Here is a 20,012-nt window from a genome sequence, read left to right as displayed (position 1 = left end):
GGCTGGAATTCGGTTTCGTGCTGTTCTCGAGTTCGCCTTACCGGCGGTCTCTACGCACGACTGAGCGCCCGGCAACTGAGGCCGGACGCTCAAGCGTACCGCAGGCGAATTCGATCTTTGACCTGGCCTCGGGCCGGGTCGCGACTCAGATCTTCGTGACCTGGTTGAAGTTGAGCTCGACCGGGGTCTCGCGACCGAAGATCGAGACCAGCACCTTGAGCTTCTGCTGGTCGGCGTTGATCTCGCTGATGGTCGCCTGGAGCGAGGCGAAGGCGCCGTCGGTGACCGTGACGGAGTCGCCGACCTCGAAGTCGAGGACCTTGACCTCGGTCTTGCCGCCGGCCTTCTTCCCGCCCTCCTGCTGCACGGCGGGGGCGAGCCACTTGAGCACCTCGTCGAGCGACAGCGGAGCCGGGCGGTCGGCCCGGTCCGTCGCGCCGACGAAGCCCGTGACGCCCGGCGTGTTGCGCACGCAGGAGTACGACTCCGGGGTCAGCTCCATCCGGACGAGGATGTAGCCGGGAAAGACCTTGTTCTGCACCTGGGTGCGTTTGCCGTTCTTGATCTCGACCTCTTCACGAGTCGGGACCTCGACCTGGTAGATGAACTCTTCCATGTCGAGGCTCGTGATGCGGGTCTCGAGATTCGTCTTGACCTTGTTCTCGTAGCCGGCGTAGGAGTGCACGACGTACCAGTCACCGGGCGCGAAGCGCAGTGCGGCACGCAGCTCGGCGACGGGGTCCTCGGCGTCGGCCGTCACCGGCGGGGTGTCGGCCGTCATCACCGTCGACGTTTCCTCGTGCTGCTCGTCGTCGTCGGTACCGGGCGTCTCGTCGAATTCCTGCACGCTGCTCACTTCCGTCTGTCTGATCTTCGGGTCGCCGTCTGTGCTGGTCCGGCCTTCATCGGCGGTATGTCGCCCGATCGGCCGGCGCCCTTACTGGTCGGCGTTGCCGTTGCCGAAGGACCAGAGGACGAGCTTGGCGAAGCCGAAGTCGAGGCCGCCGACGATGGCCAGCATGATGATCACGAACACCACTACCACGAGGGTGTAGGTGGTCAGCTCTTTGCGGGTCGGCCAGATAACCTTACGCAGCTCGGCGACAACCTCGCGGATGAAGTTGATGAGCCGCACGAAGATGTTGTTCGAGCCGCCCTCTTTGACCTTGACCTTCTTGCCGTCTTTGGTCTTGAGGTCCTTCGACTTGGCGTCCTTGGACTTGTCCTTGGACCGGCCGTTCTTGCTCGCGGTCTCCTCGTCGAGGTCATCGTCCTCGTCGATCTCGTCATCGACGTCGAGGCTGTCCAGCTCGTCCGCGAACTCTTCCTCGATGGCGGCGTCCTCGGCGCTGAGCTCCTCTTCACGGCGATCGTCGGCGGGGTTGGTCCCGCGTCGCCTGCGTTCGGCCACTTTCGCCCTCTTCCGTGATCTCGCGAGTGCTCGGTCCGTGTCGGCCGACAGCGAGAACCCGGGCCCTTGGACCCGTCGACCACCGGTTCGGCTCGGTTCGCGGGACACCGGCGAGAAGCCGGTGGCACGCGGTCGGACCAACCGTGACCGCTGTGGTCGACGTCCCGGCCTTCCGGCCGGGCGCACCAGACCCAGGTCAGGCCTTCGGCGCAGGGGCGACAGGACTCGAACCTGCAACCTGCGGTTTTGGAGACCGCTGCGCTACCAATTGCGCCACACCCCTTCGTGAGGAAGGCAGCTCCGACAGGTCCGGACAGGCCGGTGTCGGGTTGCTCACCCCACGGCGGACCAGTGTACGGGTTGTCGGCGGGATATCCCAACCACCCCCCTCTACCGGTTGTCGTCGTTGTTTCGAACGAGTGCCTTCGCGGCCCCCAGGACCTTGTCCCCCTCGCAGGTCGCGGTCACATCGATCTGCACCAAGCCGTCGTCGTGGATCTTCTTGACCACGCCGCTGATGACCACCTCGGTGCCCTTGTCGTCGTCGGGCACGACCACCGGATTCGCGAACCGGGTGGAAAATTCCACGATCGCGGCCGTTCCGCCCACCCAGCACGCCACCGCCTGGCCCGCCAGACCCATGGTCAGCATGCCGTGCGCGATGACGCCGGGCAGCCCGACGGCGGTCGCCTGACGGTCGCTCCAGTGGATCGGGTTGAAATCGCCGGACGCGCCCGCGTAGCGCACCAGGGTGGCCCTGGTGACCCGGTAGGTCTGGGCCGGGAACTCGGTGCCTGGCTGCATCGTTCAGCCCTCCCCACGAATCACGAGCCGGGTCCAGATCGTCACGACGGCCTCGCCCTCGACCGTGGCCACCTCGTGCCGCGTGGTCAGGAACGCGTGGCCGGCCCGGCTGCTGATCTCCTCCACCGTCATCACCGTGACGAGGTGGTCGCCGGCCTGGATCGGCCGCTCGTAGCGGAACGTCTGGCCGCCGTGCACCACCCGGCTGTAGTCCATGCCGAACGAGGGGTCGTCGACGAGCTGCTGGCCGGCGTTCTGGCTCAGGATGATGGCGAACGTCGGCGGGGCGATCACGTCGCTGTAGCCCCTCGCGCGCGCCTCGGCGAGGTCGCGGTGCACGGGGTCGGCGGCGAAGACCGCGTCCGCGAACTCGCGGATCTTCTCCCGGCCCACCTCGTAGGGCGGGGTCGGCGGGTACACCCGGCCCAAGAACGACTGATCCAGCGGCATGACCTGAAATTTACCGGTAACGCCTAACGGCTCCGGTCGCAGGCCGGTCGTTCCTGCGCCGGCTCCCCCGCGAACACGATGAAGCCCCGGTCCCATCGGGGCCGGGGCTCATCGAAAGATCGTGTTGCGGCAGCGACTAGCGCGTCTCGCGGTGGAGGGTGTGCTTGCCATCGCGCGGGCAGAACTTCTTCAGCTCAATGCGGTCCGGGTCGTTGCGGCGGTTCTTCTTCGTGATGTAGTTCCGCTCTTTGCACTCCGTGCACGCCAGCGTGATCTTCGGACGAACGTCGGTCGCCTTGGCCATGGCGAAGTGCCTTCCTTCAGAGCGTTCAGGTGGGGCGGAATCAGATCCAGCGAACCATCATAGCGGCTCACACAGATGGACGCCCAATCGGGCGTCCCAGTGGTGCTTCTGTAGCGGTGGCCGGACTTGAACCGGCGACACAGCGATTATGAGCCGCTTGCTCTGCCATCTGAGCTACACCGCCGCGGCGGACTCGATGTCTCAAGCCCGGTCTCGAGCCCCCTTACGGAATCGAACCGTAGACCTTCTCCTTACCATGGAGACGCTCTGCCGACTGAGCTAAGGGGGCGCATCGCGTACGTTCCCGCACACGCGCTCGCTAAGCGTACACGGCCCCGGGCCGGGCACGAAATCGACTTACCCACTTTCGGTCTTCTCGCAGCTCAGATGCCCTTTTCGGCGCGTCTGGGCCCGTGTCCCGGCCCTTCGCGCGCGGCGTTCGAGGGTCGTCCTGTGCTTCCGCCTGCGGCCGGCCCATGCCTTCGCTTTGGGCTACGGAACGGCGCGCAGCCAGCGGACCTCGCCCGCCGGGGCCTCGGCCGAGTCCTCCGCGGTCTGGACCTGGAGCCAGGACTCGAAGCGCTCGTAGGGCAGCGGGCGGCTGAACAGGAAGCCCTGGCCCATGTCGCAGCGCATGTCCTCGAGCAGCCCGAGCGTGAGCTCGCTCTCCACGCCCTCGGCGACCACGTCGAGCTCGAAGTTGCGGGCCATGTCCACGATCGTGCGCACGATGGCGAGGTCGCTGGGTGAGGTCGCCATGCCCTGCACGAACGTCCGGTCGATCTTGACCTCCTGCACCGGCAGGCGGCTGAGGTCGGCGAACGAGGAGCGCCCGGCGCCGAAGTCGTCGACGGAGAGCCGCACGCCGAGGTCGCGCAGGCGGGTGAGGGTCGACAGGGCGCGGCCGCCGACGAGCAGGCCCTCGTCCTCGGCGATCTCCAGGATCAGCCGGTCCGCGGGCACGCCGTGCTCGTCGAGCAGCTCCGAGATCTGCAGCGGCAGGTCCGAGTCGCCCAGTGTGCGGGCCGAGAGGTTCACGGCGACGACGAGCGGCCGCCCGGCGTCGGCCCACTCGCGGGCGTGGCGGATGCCCTCGCGTAGAACCACGCCGTTGAGGCGGCCGAGCTGGCCGGTGTGCTCGGCCACGGCCACGAAGTCCGGCGGCGCGACCTGGCCGTGCACGGGGTGTTCCCAGCGGGCCAGGCACTCGACGCCGACGAGCCGGCGGTCGGAGAGGGCGACCTTCGGCTGGAAGTACACCTCCAGCTCGCCGCCGGCGAGGGCCGTGCGCAGGTCGGCCGCGAGCCCGACCCGCCGCACCGCGCGGGACTGCAGGCCGGCGTTGAAGACCTGCACGATCCCCCGCGACTTCGCGACGTGCGTGGCCACGTGGGCCCGCTGCACCAGTTCCTCGGGGTCCGAGCCGTGCTCGGGATAGATCGAGATCCCGACGTACGTGTCGATGTCGATCGTCAGCGAGTCGATCACCATCGGGTCGCGCAGCCCCTGGCGCAACGTGTCCGCGACGGTCGCGGCCGCGTCGGCGCTGGCCGTGCGCAGCTCGATCGCGAACTCGTCGTCGCCGACCCGGGCCACCAGCGCGCCCTGTGGCGCGAGGGCCCGCAGGCGCCGGGCCACCTCGGCGAGCACCTTGTCGCCGGCGGCGTGCCCGAGCGAGTCGTTGACCTGGCGCAGCGCGACGACGTCGAAGAGCAGCACGGCCACGACCTCGCGCGGGCCGCGGCCGGTCATCGCCTCGCCGAGCGCCTCGAGCATCCGGCGGCGGTTGGCCAGGCCGGTGAGCGAGTCGTGGTTGGCGTCGAACTGGAGCCGGTCGACGAGCCGGCTGTTCTCGACCGCGACGCCGGTGTGAGCCGCGAGCGTCTCGATCAGCTGCACGTCGTCCTTGCCGAACGCGGTGCGCTCGCCGAGCCGCCCGGCGACCTCGAGCGTTCCGATGGTGACGCCGCCGGAGAGCAGCGGGACGACGATGATGTCCTTGACCGACGCCTCCTGCAGCGGTGCGCGCAGCTCGGCGTCGCCGACGTGCGGGCCGACGGCGACGGTGCGCCCGGTCCGCATCGCGAGCTCGCGGAACATGTCCGGCGTCGGAGCGGCGTCGAGCAGCCCCGGGTAGTCGAAGCGCGCGGAGAGCAGCACCTCCTGGTGCCGCCCGTGCTGCGGGAGCCAGAGCGACGCGGAGTCGGCGACGAGCAGCGCCCGGACCCGGCCGAGCAGCACGTCGGGCAGGGTGCCGTCGTGGTTGGTGCTGGCGATGTCGCGGGTCAGCCCGTACATCTCCATCAGGCTCTTGTGCTGGCGCAGGAACCGCGCGTAGGCCCGGTTGCCGAGCACCAGCACCACGGCGATGAAGATCAGGAACAGGACGGCCCAGGGGCTGGCCTGCAGCGTCAGCAGCATCACGAGGCCGAGCACGATGCCGAAGCCCATGACCCCGAAGCCGGGCAGGGCCGTGCGCAGGAACTGCGGCAGGTGGGCGACGCCCTGGACCAGCGTCATGACGCCGGCGACGCCGGCCAGGGTGACGACGTTGTTCGCGACGATCGCGAACGCGAGCACCAGCCAGGTCCGCGGCTGCTCGGCGTCGCCGAGCGGGAACGAGAAGATGACCAGGACGGCGGCCGAGACGCCGGCGAAGTGGCTTGCGGCGTTGAAGGCGATCTTGTGCGGGCCGGGCCGGACGTTGAAGAAGTTCCAGGTCAGGCTCGCGATGATTCGGATGACGATGACGAGTGCGGGCGGCAGATAGTAGAGCGCCAGCAGGATCGGCACGTCGTTCATCCCGATCGCCAGCACCTGCCGGCGCACGTCCAGGCGCAGCTGCATGTGCGTGGCCAGGATGGCGAAGAGCAGCAGCGCGGGCGCGTAGAGGATGTTGTCGGTGATTGGACGCGACTGCGCGGAGAGCAGGCCCGGCAGGGCCATGCCGAGCCCGAGCAAGATCAGCGGACCGGTGACGATCCAGGCATGCGAGTCAGCACGCCTGATCGGCGTCTTCGGTGCAGGCACCAGCTCCCCAATCGCATGCAGCAGTGGCCACGATCAACCGCCGTCCCGCTGCATCGGCGACGAGCGGGTCAGTCCCAGGTGAAGTCTTCGGTGAAGAAGATCGGTTCCGGAGCCGGGCTCAGTTGCGCCACGCCAACCAGAGTGGTCGGGTGGGCATTGAATCGGGCGTATTGGGACGTATCGGCATGAGCCGCGGCGGCCGACAGCCCTAACGCCAGTGAGCCGGCCCCGACGGTCACCGCCAACCGCACAATCCACCGGCCTAGCGTCTTTTCGCGCATCTCTTGCTCCCATGCGATCGCTGTGACACGTGGCCCGGTTTGGTTACCCACGATCGTGCCACAAGCCACGTCAGGACCAACAGAGCGCGGGCCAAGATGACGTGGCCACGCGGAAGAATCGACCTTTCGGCCGATTTCAGGGTTGGCGAACCGGCTATATCAGCTCACTCGTCGCAGCTTCCCCGCAACGTTTTGGCGTCGCCGGGAGTCGGCCTTCGTCGAACTTCACGCCCTTCGTTCGCCGCCGCCGACGGTTCGGTCTCTGCAAGCTCACACAAATCGGACCCCCCGTTCTTCCTACGCCGATTGATCGTAAGCATCCGAACGACTTCCCATGTCGCAGCAAGTCCGACGTGTCAGGACATGCCCCCCTCAGGCGACCTGCCCGCCGCTATTCCCGCCGGGCGCGACCCGGAGCGCGCCACGCCGGCCACGCCCCTTTCCCTTGGACCGGGTCGCCACGATCTCCCGCCAGTTCGGCTCGGCGCCGACGACCGTGGCCTCGATCCACTCGATCGCCTCCCGCTCGGAGCCGAACCCGCGGGTCCGCACGCGCCCCTCGGGCCCACCCCGGCGCAGCTCCACATCCCACCGGCCGTCGGCCGCGTTGCGCACGTAGACGTCGCGGCGCGTGAGCCGCGACCAGCTGCCGTTCCACCACCGTCGCTCGTTCATGGGGACATCTTAGAACAGGTGTACGACATTTTTTGGCCTCGCCGAGCGAGGCCACCCATCCGGGTCCGGTGTTACCTTCCGAACGTGGAGTTTCCGGGGAAAGGCCTCGCCAAGGGACTGGCCGTCACGCTCGGCACGATGACGAAGCGGTCGCACACGCAGCAGTACCCGGACGTCGAGCCCGACCTGCCGCCCCGCTCCCGTGGCGTGATCGCGCTGCTGGAGGAGAACTGCACCGTGTGCATGCTGTGCGCGCGGGAGTGCCCGGACTGGTGCATCTACATCGACTCGCACAAGGAAGAGGTCATGGTCCCCGGCGCCGCGCGGGCCCGCCAGCGCAACGTCCTCGACCGGTTCGCGATCGACTTCTCACTCTGCATGTACTGCGGCATCTGCATCGAGGTCTGCCCGTTCGACGCGTTGCACTGGTCGCCGGAGTTCGAGTACGCCGAGCACGACATCCGCGATCTGCTGCACGAGAAGGAGCGGCTCGAGGAGTGGGTGCCCACCGTGCCGGCGCCGCCCGCACACGATCCGCGGGGCGAGCCGGCCAAGGAGCAGACGGCCGCCGCCAAGCGCGCCGCCCGCGACTCGAACGCATCCTGAGGTTGCGCACGAACCCAGGCTGATCGCACCGCGGCCCGGCGGTCGATTCCTGTCATACCCGGATGGCAGGATGTCGGCCATGAGGGTGGCGCAGCGATGACCGTGGCCGACGTGCTCACGCTGGCGCTCGGCGCTGTGGCGCTGGGCGCCGGCCTCCTGGTCGTGACCACCCGGCACGTCGTGCGGGCCGGGCTCTGGCTCGTCGTCGCCCTGGGCGCGATCGCCGGCCTCTATCTGGTGCTCACCGCCGAACTCGTCGCCTGGGTGCAGGTGCTGGTCTATGTCGGCGCGGTCGTGGTGCTCCTGCTCTTCGCGGTGATGCTCACGCGGGCCCCGATCGGGGCGAGCGACGACCTCGACCGCACCCGGTGGCCCGGGGCCCTGATCGGCGCCGGCGCCGGGCTGGGGCTCGCGGCCCTGTTCATCGACGCCTTCCGGTGGACCCGGGTCGCGATGCCGGAGCCGGGCACCGCCGAGCGCCTGGGCGCGGCCCTGTTCCGCACGTGGGTCCTGCCCTTCGAGCTCGTGTCGGTGCTGCTGCTGGCGGCCCTGGTGGGCGCGATCGTGGTGTCCCGCCCGGACATCGGCGGCCGCGCGGCGGAACGGAGGCGCGGCTGATGGCCCCGGACCCGAAGCCCGCGAGCGGCCGCACACCGGCCCGCGACTCCCGGCCGGCCCACAGCACTCGGCCGGCCCGCGGATTCCGGCCGGCCCACAGCACTCGGCCGGCCCGCGGATTCCGGCCGGCCCACAGCACTCGGCCGGCCCGCGGATCCCGGCCGGCCCCGACCGGACGGGGGCGCGGCTGATGCATCCCGTGCTGCCGTTCACCATCGCCGGCCTGCTGTTCGGCATCGGGGTCTACGGCGTGCTGGTGCGCCGCAACGCCGTCCTGCTGCTCATGGCCGTCGAGCTCATGCTCAACGCGGTCAACCTGGTGTTCGTGACCGCGGACGCGACCATCCGGGCCGCGGCACCCCAGGCCGGGCAGTCCTTCACGCTCTTCGTGATCGTCCTGGCCGCCGCGGAGATCGGGGTCGGACTGGCCCTGATCCTGCAGCTGTATCGGCTGCGGCGCACGGTCGGCGTCGACGACCTCCCGCTCGGCGACGGGCCGCCTTCGCCCGGACCGTCGACCTCCCCGTCGCCGGAGCCGGGTGCGGTGCCGGACCCGGACGGTGCGGTGGGCGCGGCGAGAACCGGTCCGGGCCCTCGATCCGATGCAGCGGTGGAAGAGCCGGACGCGGGCGGAACGGGGGTGGCTCGGTGAGCGTCGACGCGCTGGGGGCCGCGCTGCCGGGGGTGCCGGTCGCGGCGGGGCTGGCGGGGTTGCTGCTGCGGTACCGGATGCGGGGCTTTGCCGCTCTTCTCGGGGTGGGCGGGGCCGCCGTCGCGCTCGTGTGCGCGATCGCGGTCGCGGTGCGGGGGGTTCGCGGAACCGACGGCGGGGTGACGATCGCCGAGTTCGGGCGGGTCACCGTGACGTTCGGGACGTGGCTGGACGGGCCTGCGGGTCTGGTCGCCGTCGCGGTCGGCGTGGTCGCGCTCTGCGTGCAGGTCTACTCCGTCGCCTACCTGCACGACGACGAGCGATATGCGCCGTATGCGGCGCAGGTGAGCCTGTTCACGGGCGCGATGCTGCTGGTGGTCGTGTCCGGGGACCTCATCGCGCTGCTGGTGGGGTGGGAGGTCATGGGCATCTGCTCATACCTGCTCATCGGGCACGACCGGCGGCTGCCCGAGGCGCCGCGGGCCGCGGTCAAGGCGTTCCTGGTGACACGGGTCGGCGACATCGGCTTCCTGCTCGGGATCGTGGTGCTGGGGCTGCACGCGCACAGCTTCCGGATCGCCGAGGTGTTCGCGGCGGCACAGTCGGGGGCCATCTCCGGCGGGACGCTGACCGCGGCGTGTGTGCTGCTGCTCGCCGGGGTGGCGGGCAAGAGCGCGCAGTTCCCGCTGCACACGTGGCTGCCCGACGCGATGGCCGGCCCGACGCCGATCTCGGCGCTGATCCACGCCGCGACGATGGTGGCCGCCGGGGTCTACGTGGTCGCCCGGCTGTATCCGCTGTTCGAGCGCTCGACCGCGGCGATGGTGGTGCTCGCGGTGATGGCCTCGGTGACCATGCTCCTCGGCGCGCTCAGTGCGCTGGGGCAGGACGACATCAAGCGGGTGCTCGCCTGGTCGACGGTGAGCCAGCTGGGGTACATGACGGGGGCGCTGGCGGTCGGCGCGCCCTCGGCGGCGCTGTTCCACCTGCTCACCCACGCGGCGTTCAAGGCGCTGCTGTTCCTCGCGGCCGGGTCGGTGATCCACGCGGTCGGGACCAACCTGATGTCGGCGATGGGCGGGCTGCGCGGCCGTATGCCGGCGACGTTCTGGACCATGACGATCGGGCTCGGGGCGCTGGCCGGGGTGCCGCCGCTGGCCGGGTTCTGGAGCAAGGACGCGATCCTCGAGGCGACGACCGGGTCCGGGCCGGTGCCGCGCGGGGTCGCGTGGATCGTGCTCGGCTCGGCGGGGGTGACGGTGGCGCTGACCGCGGCCTACGTGGTGCGGCTCTGGCGCCGGACGTTCTTCGGCGCGCCGCGCACCGCCGCGGCCGAGGCCGGGCACGAGCCGCCGTGGGCGATGCGGGGGCCGCTGCTGGTCCTGGCCGTGCCGGCGGCGCTGCTCGGGCTGGCCGGGCTGCTGCCCGGCTTCAGCGAGCGGCTCGGTTCCGGCGAGCCGGTGGCGCACCTGGGCTGGATGACGCCGGTCGCGCTCGTGCTGCTGGCCGCCGGGGCGCTGCTCGCCTGGCGCCGCGATCCGGCCGCCGCGCCGCCCGACACGGCGCTCGGGCGGCTGCTCGCGAACGCCTTCTATCTGGATGCCGCGCAGGACGCCCTCGTGACGCGGCCGGTGGCCGCGCTGGCACGGCTGGCGCGCCGCGGCGACGAAGGGCTCGTGGACGGGGCCGTCGAGGGGGTCGGCTCCGGGGCCGGCGGGCTCGGCGGGCTGCTCGCCCGGGCGCACACCGCCGCGCTGCCTCGGGCCGCGACCGCGGTGCTGGCCGGTGGCGTGGTGCTCGCGGCCGTGATCGTCATCGCGCTGGGGGTGGGGCGATGAGCTCCGCACAGACGTTGTTGCTCGCCACGCTGCTGCTGCCGGCGATCGGGGCGCTGTTCGCGGCCGCGATGCCGGCCCGGCTCGACCGGGCCGGGCGGGTCGGCGGGACCGTGTTCGCGGCGGCCACCGCCGGGGTCGTCGTCGCCCTCGGCCTCGCGCGCACCGACACCGCGGGGGTGCGGCGGATCGAGCCGTTCGCCGAGATCGACGCGCCCTGGGCGCCGTCGCTCAGCCTGCGGTTCCACATCGGCGTGGACGGCATCTCCTATCCGCTGGTCGCGCTGACCGCCCTGCTGACCGTGCTCTGCTGCGCCTACTGCCTCTGGCGGGTGCCGGAGCCAGGGCGCGGGCGGCTGCTCGTGTCGCTGCTGCTGGTGCTGCAGGCCGGCATCACCGGGGTGTTCCTCGCCCTCGACCTGGTGCTGTTCTTCGTGTTCTTCGAGGTCGTGCTCCTGCCGATGTATGCGGTGATCGCGGTCTGGGGCGGGGCCGATCGGCGGCGGGCGGCGCGGAAGTTCGTGCTGTACACCCTGTTCGGCTCGGTGCTGTTGCTGGTCGGCGTGTTCGTGGTCGTGTCGTCGGCCGGCACTGGGGACCTGGTGGCGCTGAGCGACCCGGCGGTGCGGCCGATGTCGGCGGGCATGCAGCTGCTGGCGTTCGTCCTGCTGGCGCTCGCGTTCGCGGTGAAGAGCCCGCTCTGGCCGCTGCACACCTGGCTGCCGGCGGCGCACACCGAGGCGCCGACGGTCGGGTCGGTGATCCTGGCCGGGGTGCTGCTGAAGATGGGCACGTATGGGCTGCTGCGGGTCGCCGTCGGGGTGGCGCCGGACGGTGCGGCCCGCAGCGCGCCGGTGCTCGGGATCCTCGCGACCGCGGCGATCCTCGCGGGCGGCCTGATCTGCCTGGCGCAGACGGAGTTGAAGCGGCTGATCGCGTACTCCTCCGTCGGTCACATGGGCTTCGTCCTGCTGGGCGTGGCCACGCTCACGGCGACGGGCATGCAGGCGGCGCTCATCGGCAACATCGCGCACGGGATCGTCACCGGGCTGCTGTTCTTCGTCGCCGGCGGCATCAAGGACCGCACCCACACCGGCGAGCTCGACCGGCTCGGCGGCCTGCGCGAGACGGCTCCGGCCCTGAGCGGGGTGCTGGCGTTCGCGGCGATCGCGTCGCTCGGCCTGCCGGGGCTCGCCGGGTTCTGGGGCGAGGCGTTCGCGGTGGTGGCGGCCTTCCAGCGGGGCGGGCCGCTGTGGATCACGCTGGGCGTGCTGGCCGCGGCGGGGGCGGCGCTGGCGGCGGCGTACTTCCTGCGGCTGCTGCGCCGGGTCACCCACGGCGCGGCCACGCCCGACGTCGCCGCGCTCGCCCGGCCGCTGCCCGCGCTCGTGGGAGCGGCGCCACCCGGCGCGGCGCTCCCCCGCGGCGACGATCCTCCGCCCGGGCGCCGGGCGGAGGGTGACGGAGGGCGGACGGCGGCTCGGTTGACCGCGGGTGAGCTGGTCGCCTGGGCGCCGCTGATCGTGCTCACGCTCGCCGTCGGTGTGGCACCGGCGCTGGCGCTGGGCTGGTCCAACGCGGCCGTCGAGGCGCTCGCGGGGGTGTTCGGGCGATGAGGATCGACCAGGTGGCGCTGATTCCCGCGTACGTGGCGGCGGGGACGGCCGTGCTCGCGCTGCTCGTGGACCTGTTCGTGCCGGGGCGGCGGGGGCCGGTGATGGGCGCCACGGCGATCGGGATGGCGGGGGTGCTCGCCGCGGCGATCGCGGTCGGGGCCGGGGGCGAGCGGCGGACCGCCTTCTGCGTCGGGCCCGACCAGTGCTCGCTGGTGCTCGATCCGGCGACGGCGATCGTCTCCGCCGTGTTCGCGGGGCTCGCGCTCGGGGCGCTGGCGCTGTCGGTGCCGCTGCTGCGGACCGGCGAGGTGCCGGTCGGCGAGCACTGCTTCCTGCTCGCCTGCTCGCTCACCGGGGCCGTGGTCCTGGGCGGGGCGCGCGACCTGATCACGCTGATCGTGGCGCTGGAGACGCTGACCCTGCCGCTGTACCTGCTGGTGGGGCTGCGCCGCGGGGCTCGCGAGGGCGCGTCGGCGGCGGTCACGTTCTTCGTGGTGAGCGTCGTGTCGACGGCGATCGCGCTGCTGGGGGCGGCGCTGGTGTTCACCGCGACCGGCGGGGTGCACTTCTCGGACATCGCGGCGGGACAGGCCCACCTGGCCGGGCAGTCGGCCGAGGCCGGCGCGGCGGGGCTCGCGACCGGGGCGATGCTCAAGGTCGGCGTGGTGCTGCTGCTGGTCGGGCTCGGGTTCAAGGTGGCGGCGGTGCCGGCGCACGCGTGGGCGCCCGCGACGTACGACGGGGCGCCGCTGCCGGTCGCCGCGTACCTCTCGACCGCCTCGAAGCTGGGTGGGGTCGTCGCGCTGCTGCTCGTCGGGGTCTCGGCGGCCCGGCCGGTGCTGTCGACCTCGGGGCTGACGCTCGCGGTGCTGGCCGTGCTGAGCATGACCGTCGGCAACCTCGTGGCGCTGCGGCAGCGGCGGATGGTGCGGCTGCTCGCCTGGTCGTCGGTCGCGCAGGCCGGCTATCTGCTCGCGCCGCTCGGGGCGCTGATCGCCGCCGACGAGGTGACGCCACTGCTGGTGGCGGCCGCGATCGGGTACGCCTTCTTCTACGTGGTGCTCGAGTTCGCCGCGTTCGGGGCGCTGGTCGCGGTGCGCGGGGCGGCCGACGGCGGGGAGATCGCCGACTACCGCGGGCTGGCCCGGCGGTCGCCCTGGCTGACCGCGGTGCTGGTGCTGGCCCTGGCCGGGCTGGCGGGTCTGCCGCCGGGGCTCGCGGGGCTGTTCGCGAAGGTGGCGGTGGTCCGATCGCTGCTCGGCGGGGACGCCACCTGGCTGGCGATCGTGGTCGCGGTGAACGCGGTGATCGGGCTCGCGTACTACGTGCGCGTGGGCGCGACCTTCTTCGCCGCGCCGGGCGACGGGGCGGCGGGGGTGACGCCGCGCACTCGGGTGCCATGGCCGGTCGCCGCCTCCGTGGGGGCCGCCGCGGTCGTGGCCGCGCTGGTGGGCTTCGGCCCCGAGCTGGTGATGCGCGCCGCGGGGACGTTCGGCTGACGGTCAGCTTGGCGGCGTGACTTTCAGCCAGCTCACAGCGAGCGTCGGGAAGGAGTACGGGGAGTCGCGCTGTTGTAGGTGGCATGCAGCACAGGCATTTCAACGGCGTGAAGACGGCAGCCCTGCTCGGGTTGCTGACCTCGCTCATTCTGCTTGTCGGCTACTGGCTCGGCGGTAGCACCGGTCTGGTCATCGCCGTGTTCCTGTCGCTGGCCATGAACGCGTTCAGCTACTTCTACTCCGACAAGATCGCCCTGCGCGCGATGAACGCGCAGCCGGTCACCGAGGCTCAGGCGCCCCAGCTGTACGCGATGGTTCGCGAGCTGGCGACCAGTGCCGGCCAGCCGATGCCCCGGCTCTACATCAGCCCGACCCGGCAGCCGAACGCATTCGCGACCGGGCGCAATCCGCAGAACGCGGCCGTCGCGGTCACCTCGGGGATTCTCGAGATGCTCACGCCGCGCGAGCTGCGGGGCGTCATCGGACACGAGCTGTCGCACGTGTACAACCGGGACATTCTGATCTCGAGCGTGGCCGGGGCGCTCGGCGGAATGATCACCATGCTCGCCAACCTGGCGATCTTCCTGCCGCTCGGCGGGTCCGACGACGACGAGGAGGGGCCCGGCATCGCGGGGCTGCTGCTCATGATGATCCTCGGCCCGCTGGCCGCGACCGTGATCCAGCTGGCGATCAGCCGGAACCGGGAGTACCAGGCGGATGAGTCGGGCGCCAAGCTCACCGGGGACCCGCTCGCGCTGGCCAGCGCGCTGCGGAAGATCCACCGGGGCACCCAGGCCCTGCCGCTGCCGGCCGACGGGCAGATGGCCAGCCAGGCGCACCTGATGATCGACAATCCGCTGCGCGGGGGCGGGATCGCGTCGCTGTTCTCGACGCACCCGCCGATGGAGCAGCGGGTGGCGCGGCTGGAGCAGATGGCGGGGGTCGCGCTGCACCGGTGACCCCGGAGCCCAAGACGAGCGCTGACCGGTGCCGCCGGTCAGCGCTCGTCGCGTTCACTCACACGAGCGACCCGAAACCGGCCGCCCTGTAGGGTCGGCAGCCATGGCTCAGACGCTCCAGGTCGTGCTGACCGATCCGGACGAGACCGGCGAGCGCGACATCGAGATCCGCCACACGGACAGCTTCCTGCTCGTCCGCGCGCCCAACGACCTCCGCGATCTTGTCGATCGAGACGGGTCAACGGCGCAGGTGTCACTCGGCTAGGCTGCGTGCTGCTGCGTCGTGGTGGTGGCCGTGATCGTGACCGCCGTCGTGGTGGTGGTCGTGCGGCGCGGCAAGCGCCACTGACCGCCCCGGGCCCACCGACCGCTCCGGCCCGCGGGCGAGCCGGAGCGGCGCCGGGTCAGCGGTAGTTGGTGAACTGCAGGGCGATGCCGAAGTCCTCCTGCTTGAGCAGGGTGATGACGGCCTGCAGGTCGTCCTTCTTCTTGCCGGTCACCCGCAGCTGGTCGCCCTGGATCTGGGCCTGCACGCCCTTCGGGCCCTCGTCGCGGATCTTCTTCGAGATGGCCTTGGCCTTGTCCGACTCGATGCCCTGCACGATCTTGGCGTCGATCTTGTAGGTCTTGCCGGACGCGCGGGGCTCGCCCGCGTCGAGGGACTTGAGCGAGATGTTGCGCTTGACCAGCTTCTCCTTGAAGACCTCGAGGGCGGCGACGACCCGCTCCTCGGTCTCCGCCTGGAGGGCCACCGTCTCCTCCCCGGCCCACTTGATCTCAGCGCCGGTGCCGCGGAAGTCGAACCGCTGCGCCAGCTCCTTCTCGGCCTGGTTGAGCGCGTTGTCGACCTCCTGCCGGTCGACCTTGCTGACGATGTCGAACGAGGGTGCCGAAGCCATGGCAGACGCTCCCTGTTACTGCGCGCGAAAGACGGTTGTGGGCGTGCCGAGGGTACCCGTTTGCATTGCCCCCGGGGCCTACCGCTATTCTGGCTTCCGCCAGGCGGGTTGCCCGAGCGGCCAATGGGAGCGGACTGTAAATCCGTCGCGAAAGCTACAGAGGTTCGAATCCTCTACCCGCCACTGGCAAGGCCGAAGGGCCCTTCACCTGCGGAAACGCCGGTGAAGGGCCCTTCGCGTTGGTCCCGTTGCGTCTCAGTGCGACCCGTCCGATCTCAGCCGCTGCCCCGAATCCGCCCCGACGAACGAGGACCAAGCGACGGCCTGCGGGCGCGGGGTGCCGGCGCCCGTGGCGGGTCGGTGCTGACGGTGGACCGGTCGTTGGCGCTGATGAGGCGAACCGCGCCAACGAGGGCAGCCAGAGGGTGGAGCCGACGTGATACGGCGCCCTGATGGCGCAGAAGCCGAGCAACCCGCTCACCATGCCGCCCCGCCCGGCCGGGACCCGAGCAGGGTCACACATGCAAACGGGACGGGCGCGCTACCCGTCTGCCGCATATAGCCGCTCAGCTTGCCCTGAAGGGAACAAACAAGCTAGCCACGCGTGCGCCCACTTGGCCATAGGCCGCCCCACAGAGCCCGACCTCGTTCGCCCGGATCGCGTACGACTACACACCAGGCTGACCAGCACCCGCAGCCAAACCGGTCGGAGGACACTCCAAAGAACAGTCCGCCCGCCAGCAATAGGCGACATCGGCCCCAGCGTCGGTCAGTCCCGGCTGCGGCTACGCCTACGCGGGTTCACTGGTCCAGGCTACCGTCACCCACAGGCAAATTCCTGCACCAGATCGCCAGTTCGCGATGTCAACCGCGACAACCACTGCTACTCGAACCAAAAGCTTTCGGCCGGCAACAGGGGGCGCCGTGTCGAACTTGGGCTCCGCTGCTCGCCGACTCCTTCCTGACAGTATGGAGGGGCGCGCGCGGGAAGACGCCTGTTGCTTCCCCATGCATCTGCAGCAAAATGTCACCATGACTAACGACCCCCGCGCGAAGCGATGGAGGCGTCTCGTTGAGGCGAACACTCCCGTGCATCTTCAGTCCCTTTCAGTCATTGAATCAGATGCGTTTGAAATACAGACAGTGGATTTCCAACGAGTAACAGCCCTGACGGGATCTCACGGCACAGGGAAGTCGTTGCTACTGCGAACCGTCGAAGCCCTGTTTGGATATGCCACGCCAACCATGGTCCCGCCCTTCATTCGCATCGGCGACAGCACGTATGAGCGCGATAGATTGGGCGGCGTTTTCGAGGTCACAGTGATGACGCCAGAAGGATGCCTTACTCGAAGAGTCAACGTAGGAGATACGGCTGAACGCCGTTTGGAGACGTGGCGGGACGCCGAGGTAGACGACGCTCCACTCACCGCAAATTGGTGGCCGAGCTATTGTGGACCCATCTACGCGTTCGCCGAGCTAAACAATCTGGAGGATTACATAAGGACCGAAGACCGCTTGTCGGACTGCAAGCACAGCAACCTATCACCAGAGGACCTCCGAGGACTCAAGAATATACTCGGGCGGTCATACGATCGCGTAACTGTCTACACGTTTCCCACCGAATCTGCAGACGACCTTGGACACGACTACCCCATTCCGCTCGTCTTCGCTGAGCACGGGGGAAAAGTGATCGACAGTTCGAAAATGAGTACTGGCGAATTGTGGGTACACTACCTCCTCTGGTTCTTGCGAGAAGCAGAGGAGGGGACATTTGTGCTCATAGACGAGCCAGAGGCATTCATAGCCAGCCGAGGTCACAGAGCGCTGGCCGACGAGATTGCGCGATATTGCTTACGGAAAGATCTGCAACTACTGGTCGCTACACATTCTCCCGACATTCTTTCACGCTTCCCTCTGAGTCATGTCCGCATGTGCATAAGATCGTCCGAAAAGATAGAGATTGTCCGTCCGACTTCGTTGGTCCAACTACGTGACGCCGTGGGCGTGGAGAGCGCGGTCCGCGGACTCGTCCTCGTCGAAGATGACATGGCTGTTCACGTGTTGCGTTCAGTTCTCGGAGACTTTGATGTCTCACTCACAAGAGAACTAGAGATCGTGCCAGCTTTCGGGGAGGCGAACGTAATCGCCGGCCTGCGCAGCTTCGAAAGTAGTAGCCGAATTGCTGTCGTAGCCGTCCTTGACGGAGACCAACGCAACTCAATCAAGGACTCGCCTCGCCTTTTCTTCCTGCCGGGCAAACGGTCCCCAGAGGACGAGCTGCTCGACTTGACTAAGAACGGGCTAGAGAGATTGGCAGGAATTATAGGACGGCCAGTAACCGACATTAGCGCTACGCTGTCGAACCTTGCAGGACTTGATCATCAGTACCAGTTGCGAAAACTGGCTGAGGAACTTGGGGTGCCAGAGTCATTCATCCGGCATGCACTGGTCAAGACTTGGCTGAACAGACCAGAGATTCGAAACGCAGCAAGCAACCTAGTTGACGCTTTGCGCTCGGCGGTAAACCGGCAGTATTGAATCACTTGATGCCTGTCCCGCTGCCCTCCTCCTCACATCCGACGGTCGGTCGGCAACAGGCGCCGACTGAAGCAGGCGACGGCCTAGCGCCAGTTGGTTATGTGTCAGCCCAAGCTGCTTTGTCTTGCCCTCCCGAGCTTCAAAATGGGTGCTATTGCCGCGGGAAGTCCAGCGCTAGTGCGATGCGACTCAGCGCTGCGTCGACACCGCCGTCGAGGCACCTCGCGTAGAAGTCGAGCAAGACCTTGACGCTGTTGCCTGCCCACTCCGCGACCTGGGGGGCAGGTACGCCGGCGTTAAGCCAAGTCGAAAGGCAGGCGTGACGCAGGTCATATGGGCGCAGCGCCAGCGGTGAAGCTACCTGCGCCGGAGTCAGCGCCTTCTTACGCGCCCGCTTCCATGCAGTCGAGAGGGCATTACGAGGCACCGGAGTGCCGATCGGGTGCTCGATCAGTCGGCCACCCGGACCGCGGCGGGTCACGAACAGCCGGCCGTTGCTCGCCGACGGGAAGCGCTTAACGTGGTCGGTGAGCATCGCGGCGAGAGGCGGCGCGACTGGTACCGATCGGGTGGTTTTCGCCGACCGGTGCTTCAGACCCCGGTCCTCCGTCGCCTGGTCGCCGTCGTTCCAACCTCGGCCGGGTTGCGCCGTTGCGCCTGACAGGTGCAGCCAACCCCAGCCCTCCGGAGTCGCCGGGCGTTCGAACTCGGACTCGGTTAGGTGGAGCGCCTCTTCGGGGCGTAGGCCGGCGTAGTACAGGCAGCCGAAGTACGCCTTCAGCTCCGGCGTGTCGACCGCCACTGCGTCGAGCAGAGCGGCGGCCTGCGTCGGGTTGGCGACCACGTTGCGCTCTACGCCGTTGGGCAGCTTCGGCGGCGACCAGGACACCACCGAGAGCGGGTGAACCTCCAGCCGGCCGAGTTCGACCGCGTACAGCAGGGCGTTGGAAAACACGGCGCGCTTCCTGGCCACCGTCGCGGCGGCTGCCGCCTTGCCGTCCGTACGGCGCAGCGCGATGGCGTCGAGCGCCTTGCGCACCAGCGCCGCGTCCTTCAGCGCGGTGAGGTCGACCGTGTTGCCCGACAGCCAGTCGACGGCAGCGGCCAGGTCCCGAGGAGGCGGGCCGGCCGCTCGCGCTCCGGCGTTGAAGACGTAGCGGTACAGGGCCATCCGCATAGTTTCGTCGTCGGGCGCTCCTCGCTCCGTTGCCAGCAAAATTGGCGTGAGGTCAGCGAGCGTCTCAGCGATTCCGCGGCGATGGTTAGGCGAGGCGTGGGGCCACTTCATGTCTACGTACTCAACCGCGTGCTGGTACCACGACCTGGTGCGCAGCTGCCGTGCCATAGGTTCGGGCAGGCCGCACTGCTCGTCAAAGGCGACGCCCTCGCGCTGGGCCACCAGAAGCCGCGAGCGGAAGCTTTCGGCGAGCGGGCGGGACGCGAATGAGTCGCCGAAGCGCTTACCGGCCACGACCCACCGGACTCGGAAAGTGCTCTTCGGCTTGCCGGACTTGCGGTCCTTGCCCTTGTGCTCCTCGATGGACCAGACACGCACGTCGAAGGTGCTCATGCTGCCCTCGGCTCCTCTCGATCGTCTAGCCATGCCTCGAAGTCGGATCGGCGGATACGCAGCTGGCCGTTGGGCAGCTTGTAGGTGCGGGGTGCTTCGCCGAGCGCCTTCCAGCGGAAGAAGGTCGACTTCGGGACGTCCAACTCGGCCAGGAACTCGGCCAGGGTGAGGAAGTTCCGCTTCGGTCGCGCCGCGGAATCCGCGCTATCCGCGGAAGTCCGAAGCGGCGTGACGTTCTGCGGTTTCTGCGGATTGCGCGGGCGGC

Annotated in this window: 18 protein-coding genes, 4 tRNA genes and 2 pseudogenes; 10 read left to right on the top strand and 14 right to left on the bottom strand. The window is 69.4% G+C overall.

Annotation, left to right across the window (positions count from 1 at the left end):
• Positions 1-145: 145 nt before the first annotated feature.
• From nusG to AC6JBM_RS47350, 11 genes and pseudogenes are all read right to left on the bottom strand, one after another.
• Positions 146-745, bottom strand: a pseudogene (gene nusG, locus AC6JBM_RS47400) (transcription termination/antitermination protein NusG); the annotation flags it as partial.
• 192 nt (positions 746-937) lie between these two features.
• Positions 938-1,411 (bottom strand): preprotein translocase subunit SecE, encoded by a 474-nt coding sequence (secE, locus tag AC6JBM_RS47395; protein WP_497980190.1) that lies wholly within the window; start codon positions 1,409-1,411, stop codon positions 938-940.
• Between the two features lie 210 nt (positions 1,412-1,621).
• Positions 1,622-1,694, bottom strand: a tRNA-Trp gene (locus tag AC6JBM_RS47390).
• 107 nt (positions 1,695-1,801) lie between these two features.
• Positions 1,802-2,215, bottom strand: a complete 414-nt coding sequence (locus tag AC6JBM_RS47385) for a MaoC family dehydratase (protein WP_433080840.1) — start codon at positions 2,213-2,215, stop codon at positions 1,802-1,804.
• Between the two features lie 3 nt (positions 2,216-2,218).
• A complete protein-coding gene (locus AC6JBM_RS47380; RefSeq protein WP_497980189.1) occupies positions 2,219-2,665 on the bottom strand; it encodes an FAS1-like dehydratase domain-containing protein in 447 nt (148 codons plus the stop codon).
• A 136-nt stretch (positions 2,666-2,801) separates the two neighbouring features.
• On the bottom strand, positions 2,802-2,969 hold the full coding sequence (gene rpmG / locus AC6JBM_RS47375; protein ID WP_350619868.1) for a 50S ribosomal protein L33: 168 nt from the start codon (positions 2,967-2,969) through the stop codon (positions 2,802-2,804).
• Positions 2,970-3,080: 111 nt separating this feature from the next.
• Positions 3,081-3,153: transfer RNA gene (locus tag AC6JBM_RS47370), tRNA-Met, on the bottom strand.
• A 32-nt stretch (positions 3,154-3,185) separates the two neighbouring features.
• A tRNA-Thr gene (locus tag AC6JBM_RS47365) sits at positions 3,186-3,258 on the bottom strand.
• 203 nt (positions 3,259-3,461) lie between these two features.
• The gene (locus AC6JBM_RS47360) at positions 3,462-5,999 is read right to left on the bottom strand and encodes a putative bifunctional diguanylate cyclase/phosphodiesterase (protein WP_497980188.1); all 2,538 of its coding nucleotides are present in this window, start codon (positions 5,997-5,999) and stop codon (positions 3,462-3,464) included.
• 68 nt (positions 6,000-6,067) lie between these two features.
• Positions 6,068-6,280, bottom strand: a complete 213-nt coding sequence (locus AC6JBM_RS47355) for a hypothetical protein (RefSeq protein WP_497980187.1) — start codon at positions 6,278-6,280, stop codon at positions 6,068-6,070.
• Between the two features lie 372 nt (positions 6,281-6,652).
• Positions 6,653-6,955, bottom strand: a complete 303-nt coding sequence (locus AC6JBM_RS47350; protein WP_497980186.1) for a hypothetical protein — start codon at positions 6,953-6,955, stop codon at positions 6,653-6,655.
• A 68-nt stretch (positions 6,956-7,023) separates the two neighbouring features.
• Here AC6JBM_RS47350 and AC6JBM_RS47345 point away from each other — a divergent pair.
• From AC6JBM_RS47345 to AC6JBM_RS47310, 8 genes and pseudogenes are all read left to right on the top strand, one after another.
• A pseudogene (locus AC6JBM_RS47345) lies at positions 7,024-7,552 on the top strand (NuoI/complex I 23 kDa subunit family protein); the annotation flags it as partial.
• Positions 7,553-7,657: 105 nt separating this feature from the next.
• On the top strand, positions 7,658-8,179 hold the full coding sequence (locus AC6JBM_RS47340; RefSeq protein WP_433080850.1) for an NADH-quinone oxidoreductase subunit J family protein: 522 nt from the start codon (positions 7,658-7,660) through the stop codon (positions 8,177-8,179).
• Positions 8,180-8,369: 190 nt separating this feature from the next.
• On the top strand, positions 8,370-8,831 hold the full coding sequence (gene nuoK / locus AC6JBM_RS47335; protein ID WP_497980185.1) for an NADH-quinone oxidoreductase subunit NuoK: 462 nt from the start codon (positions 8,370-8,372) through the stop codon (positions 8,829-8,831).
• Complete coding sequence (locus tag AC6JBM_RS47330) at positions 8,828-10,669, top strand: NADH-quinone oxidoreductase subunit 5 family protein (RefSeq protein ID WP_497980184.1); 1,842 nt, start codon at positions 8,828-8,830, stop codon at positions 10,667-10,669. Before nuoK ends, AC6JBM_RS47330 begins: the two co-directional genes overlap by 4 nt.
• Positions 10,666-12,282: a complex I subunit 4 family protein gene (locus tag AC6JBM_RS47325; protein WP_497980183.1), complete on the top strand. Its 1,617-nt coding sequence runs from the start codon at positions 10,666-10,668 to the stop codon at positions 12,280-12,282. Before AC6JBM_RS47330 ends, AC6JBM_RS47325 begins: the two co-directional genes overlap by 4 nt.
• The gene (locus tag AC6JBM_RS47320; protein WP_497980182.1) at positions 12,279-13,781 is read left to right on the top strand and encodes an NADH-quinone oxidoreductase subunit N; all 1,503 of its coding nucleotides are present in this window, start codon (positions 12,279-12,281) and stop codon (positions 13,779-13,781) included. The genes AC6JBM_RS47325 and AC6JBM_RS47320 overlap by 4 nt, the downstream gene beginning before the upstream one ends.
• Before the next feature lie 83 nt (positions 13,782-13,864).
• On the top strand, positions 13,865-14,740 hold the full coding sequence (htpX, locus tag AC6JBM_RS47315; protein ID WP_497980181.1) for a zinc metalloprotease HtpX: 876 nt from the start codon (positions 13,865-13,867) through the stop codon (positions 14,738-14,740).
• A 103-nt stretch (positions 14,741-14,843) separates the two neighbouring features.
• A complete protein-coding gene (locus AC6JBM_RS47310; protein WP_497980180.1) occupies positions 14,844-15,005 on the top strand; it encodes a hypothetical protein in 162 nt (53 codons plus the stop codon).
• 139 nt (positions 15,006-15,144) lie between these two features.
• Here AC6JBM_RS47310 and AC6JBM_RS47305 read toward each other — a convergent pair whose 3' ends face one another.
• Positions 15,145-15,639 (bottom strand): YajQ family cyclic di-GMP-binding protein, encoded by a 495-nt coding sequence (locus AC6JBM_RS47305; protein WP_497980179.1) that lies wholly within the window; start codon positions 15,637-15,639, stop codon positions 15,145-15,147.
• A gap of 102 nt (positions 15,640-15,741) precedes the next feature.
• Between AC6JBM_RS47305 and AC6JBM_RS47300 the strand changes: the two genes are divergently transcribed.
• Positions 15,742-15,822: transfer RNA gene (locus AC6JBM_RS47300), tRNA-Tyr, on the top strand.
• An 849-nt stretch (positions 15,823-16,671) separates the two neighbouring features.
• The gene (locus AC6JBM_RS47295) at positions 16,672-18,177 is read left to right on the top strand and encodes an AAA family ATPase (RefSeq protein WP_497980178.1); all 1,506 of its coding nucleotides are present in this window, start codon (positions 16,672-16,674) and stop codon (positions 18,175-18,177) included.
• Positions 18,178-18,328: 151 nt separating this feature from the next.
• Here the strand turns inward: AC6JBM_RS47295 and AC6JBM_RS47290 are convergent, their stop codons facing one another.
• Positions 18,329-19,747, bottom strand: coding sequence for a tyrosine-type recombinase/integrase (locus AC6JBM_RS47290; protein ID WP_497980177.1), 1,419 nt, complete (start codon positions 19,745-19,747; stop codon positions 18,329-18,331).
• Positions 19,744-19,911, bottom strand: a complete 168-nt coding sequence (locus AC6JBM_RS47285) for a helix-turn-helix transcriptional regulator (RefSeq protein ID WP_497986696.1) — start codon at positions 19,909-19,911, stop codon at positions 19,744-19,746. Before AC6JBM_RS47285 ends, AC6JBM_RS47290 begins: the two co-directional genes overlap by 4 nt.
• Positions 19,912-20,012 lie beyond the last annotated feature (101 nt).

It is taken from the genome of Dactylosporangium thailandense (genome assembly GCF_059739745.1).
This window is presented reverse-complemented; position numbering and strand designations above follow the sequence as displayed.

Bases quoted from the DNA above. Each gene is read 5' to 3' on its own strand.
- AC6JBM_RS47350 (WP_497980186.1), bottom strand. From the start codon at position 6,955: ATGAACGAGCGACGGTGGTGGAACGGCAGCTGGTCGCGGCTCACGCGC.
- AC6JBM_RS47310 (WP_497980180.1), top strand. From the start codon at position 14,844: ATGGCTCAGACGCTCCAGGTCGTGCTGACCGATCCGGACGAGACCGGC.
- nuoK (WP_497980185.1), top strand. From the start codon at position 8,370: ATGCATCCCGTGCTGCCGTTCACCATCGCCGGCCTGCTGTTCGGCATC.
- AC6JBM_RS47295 (WP_497980178.1), top strand. From the start codon at position 16,672: ATGACTAACGACCCCCGCGCGAAGCGATGGAGGCGTCTCGTTGAGGCG.
- AC6JBM_RS47380 (WP_497980189.1), bottom strand. From the start codon at position 2,665: ATGCCGCTGGATCAGTCGTTCTTGGGCCGGGTGTACCCGCCGACCCCG.
- AC6JBM_RS47325 (WP_497980183.1), top strand. From the start codon at position 10,666: ATGAGCTCCGCACAGACGTTGTTGCTCGCCACGCTGCTGCTGCCGGCG.
- rpmG (WP_350619868.1), bottom strand. From the start codon at position 2,969: ATGGCCAAGGCGACCGACGTTCGTCCGAAGATCACGCTGGCGTGCACG.
- AC6JBM_RS47385 (WP_433080840.1), bottom strand. From the start codon at position 2,215: ATGCAGCCAGGCACCGAGTTCCCGGCCCAGACCTACCGGGTCACCAGG.
- AC6JBM_RS47305 (WP_497980179.1), bottom strand. From the start codon at position 15,639: ATGGCTTCGGCACCCTCGTTCGACATCGTCAGCAAGGTCGACCGGCAG.
- htpX (WP_497980181.1), top strand. From the start codon at position 13,865: ATGCAGCACAGGCATTTCAACGGCGTGAAGACGGCAGCCCTGCTCGGG.
- AC6JBM_RS47355 (WP_497980187.1), bottom strand. From the start codon at position 6,280: ATGCGCGAAAAGACGCTAGGCCGGTGGATTGTGCGGTTGGCGGTGACC.
- AC6JBM_RS47320 (WP_497980182.1), top strand. From the start codon at position 12,279: ATGAGGATCGACCAGGTGGCGCTGATTCCCGCGTACGTGGCGGCGGGG.
- AC6JBM_RS47340 (WP_433080850.1), top strand. From the start codon at position 7,658: ATGACCGTGGCCGACGTGCTCACGCTGGCGCTCGGCGCTGTGGCGCTG.
- AC6JBM_RS47290 (WP_497980177.1), bottom strand. From the start codon at position 19,747: ATGAGCACCTTCGACGTGCGTGTCTGGTCCATCGAGGAGCACAAGGGC.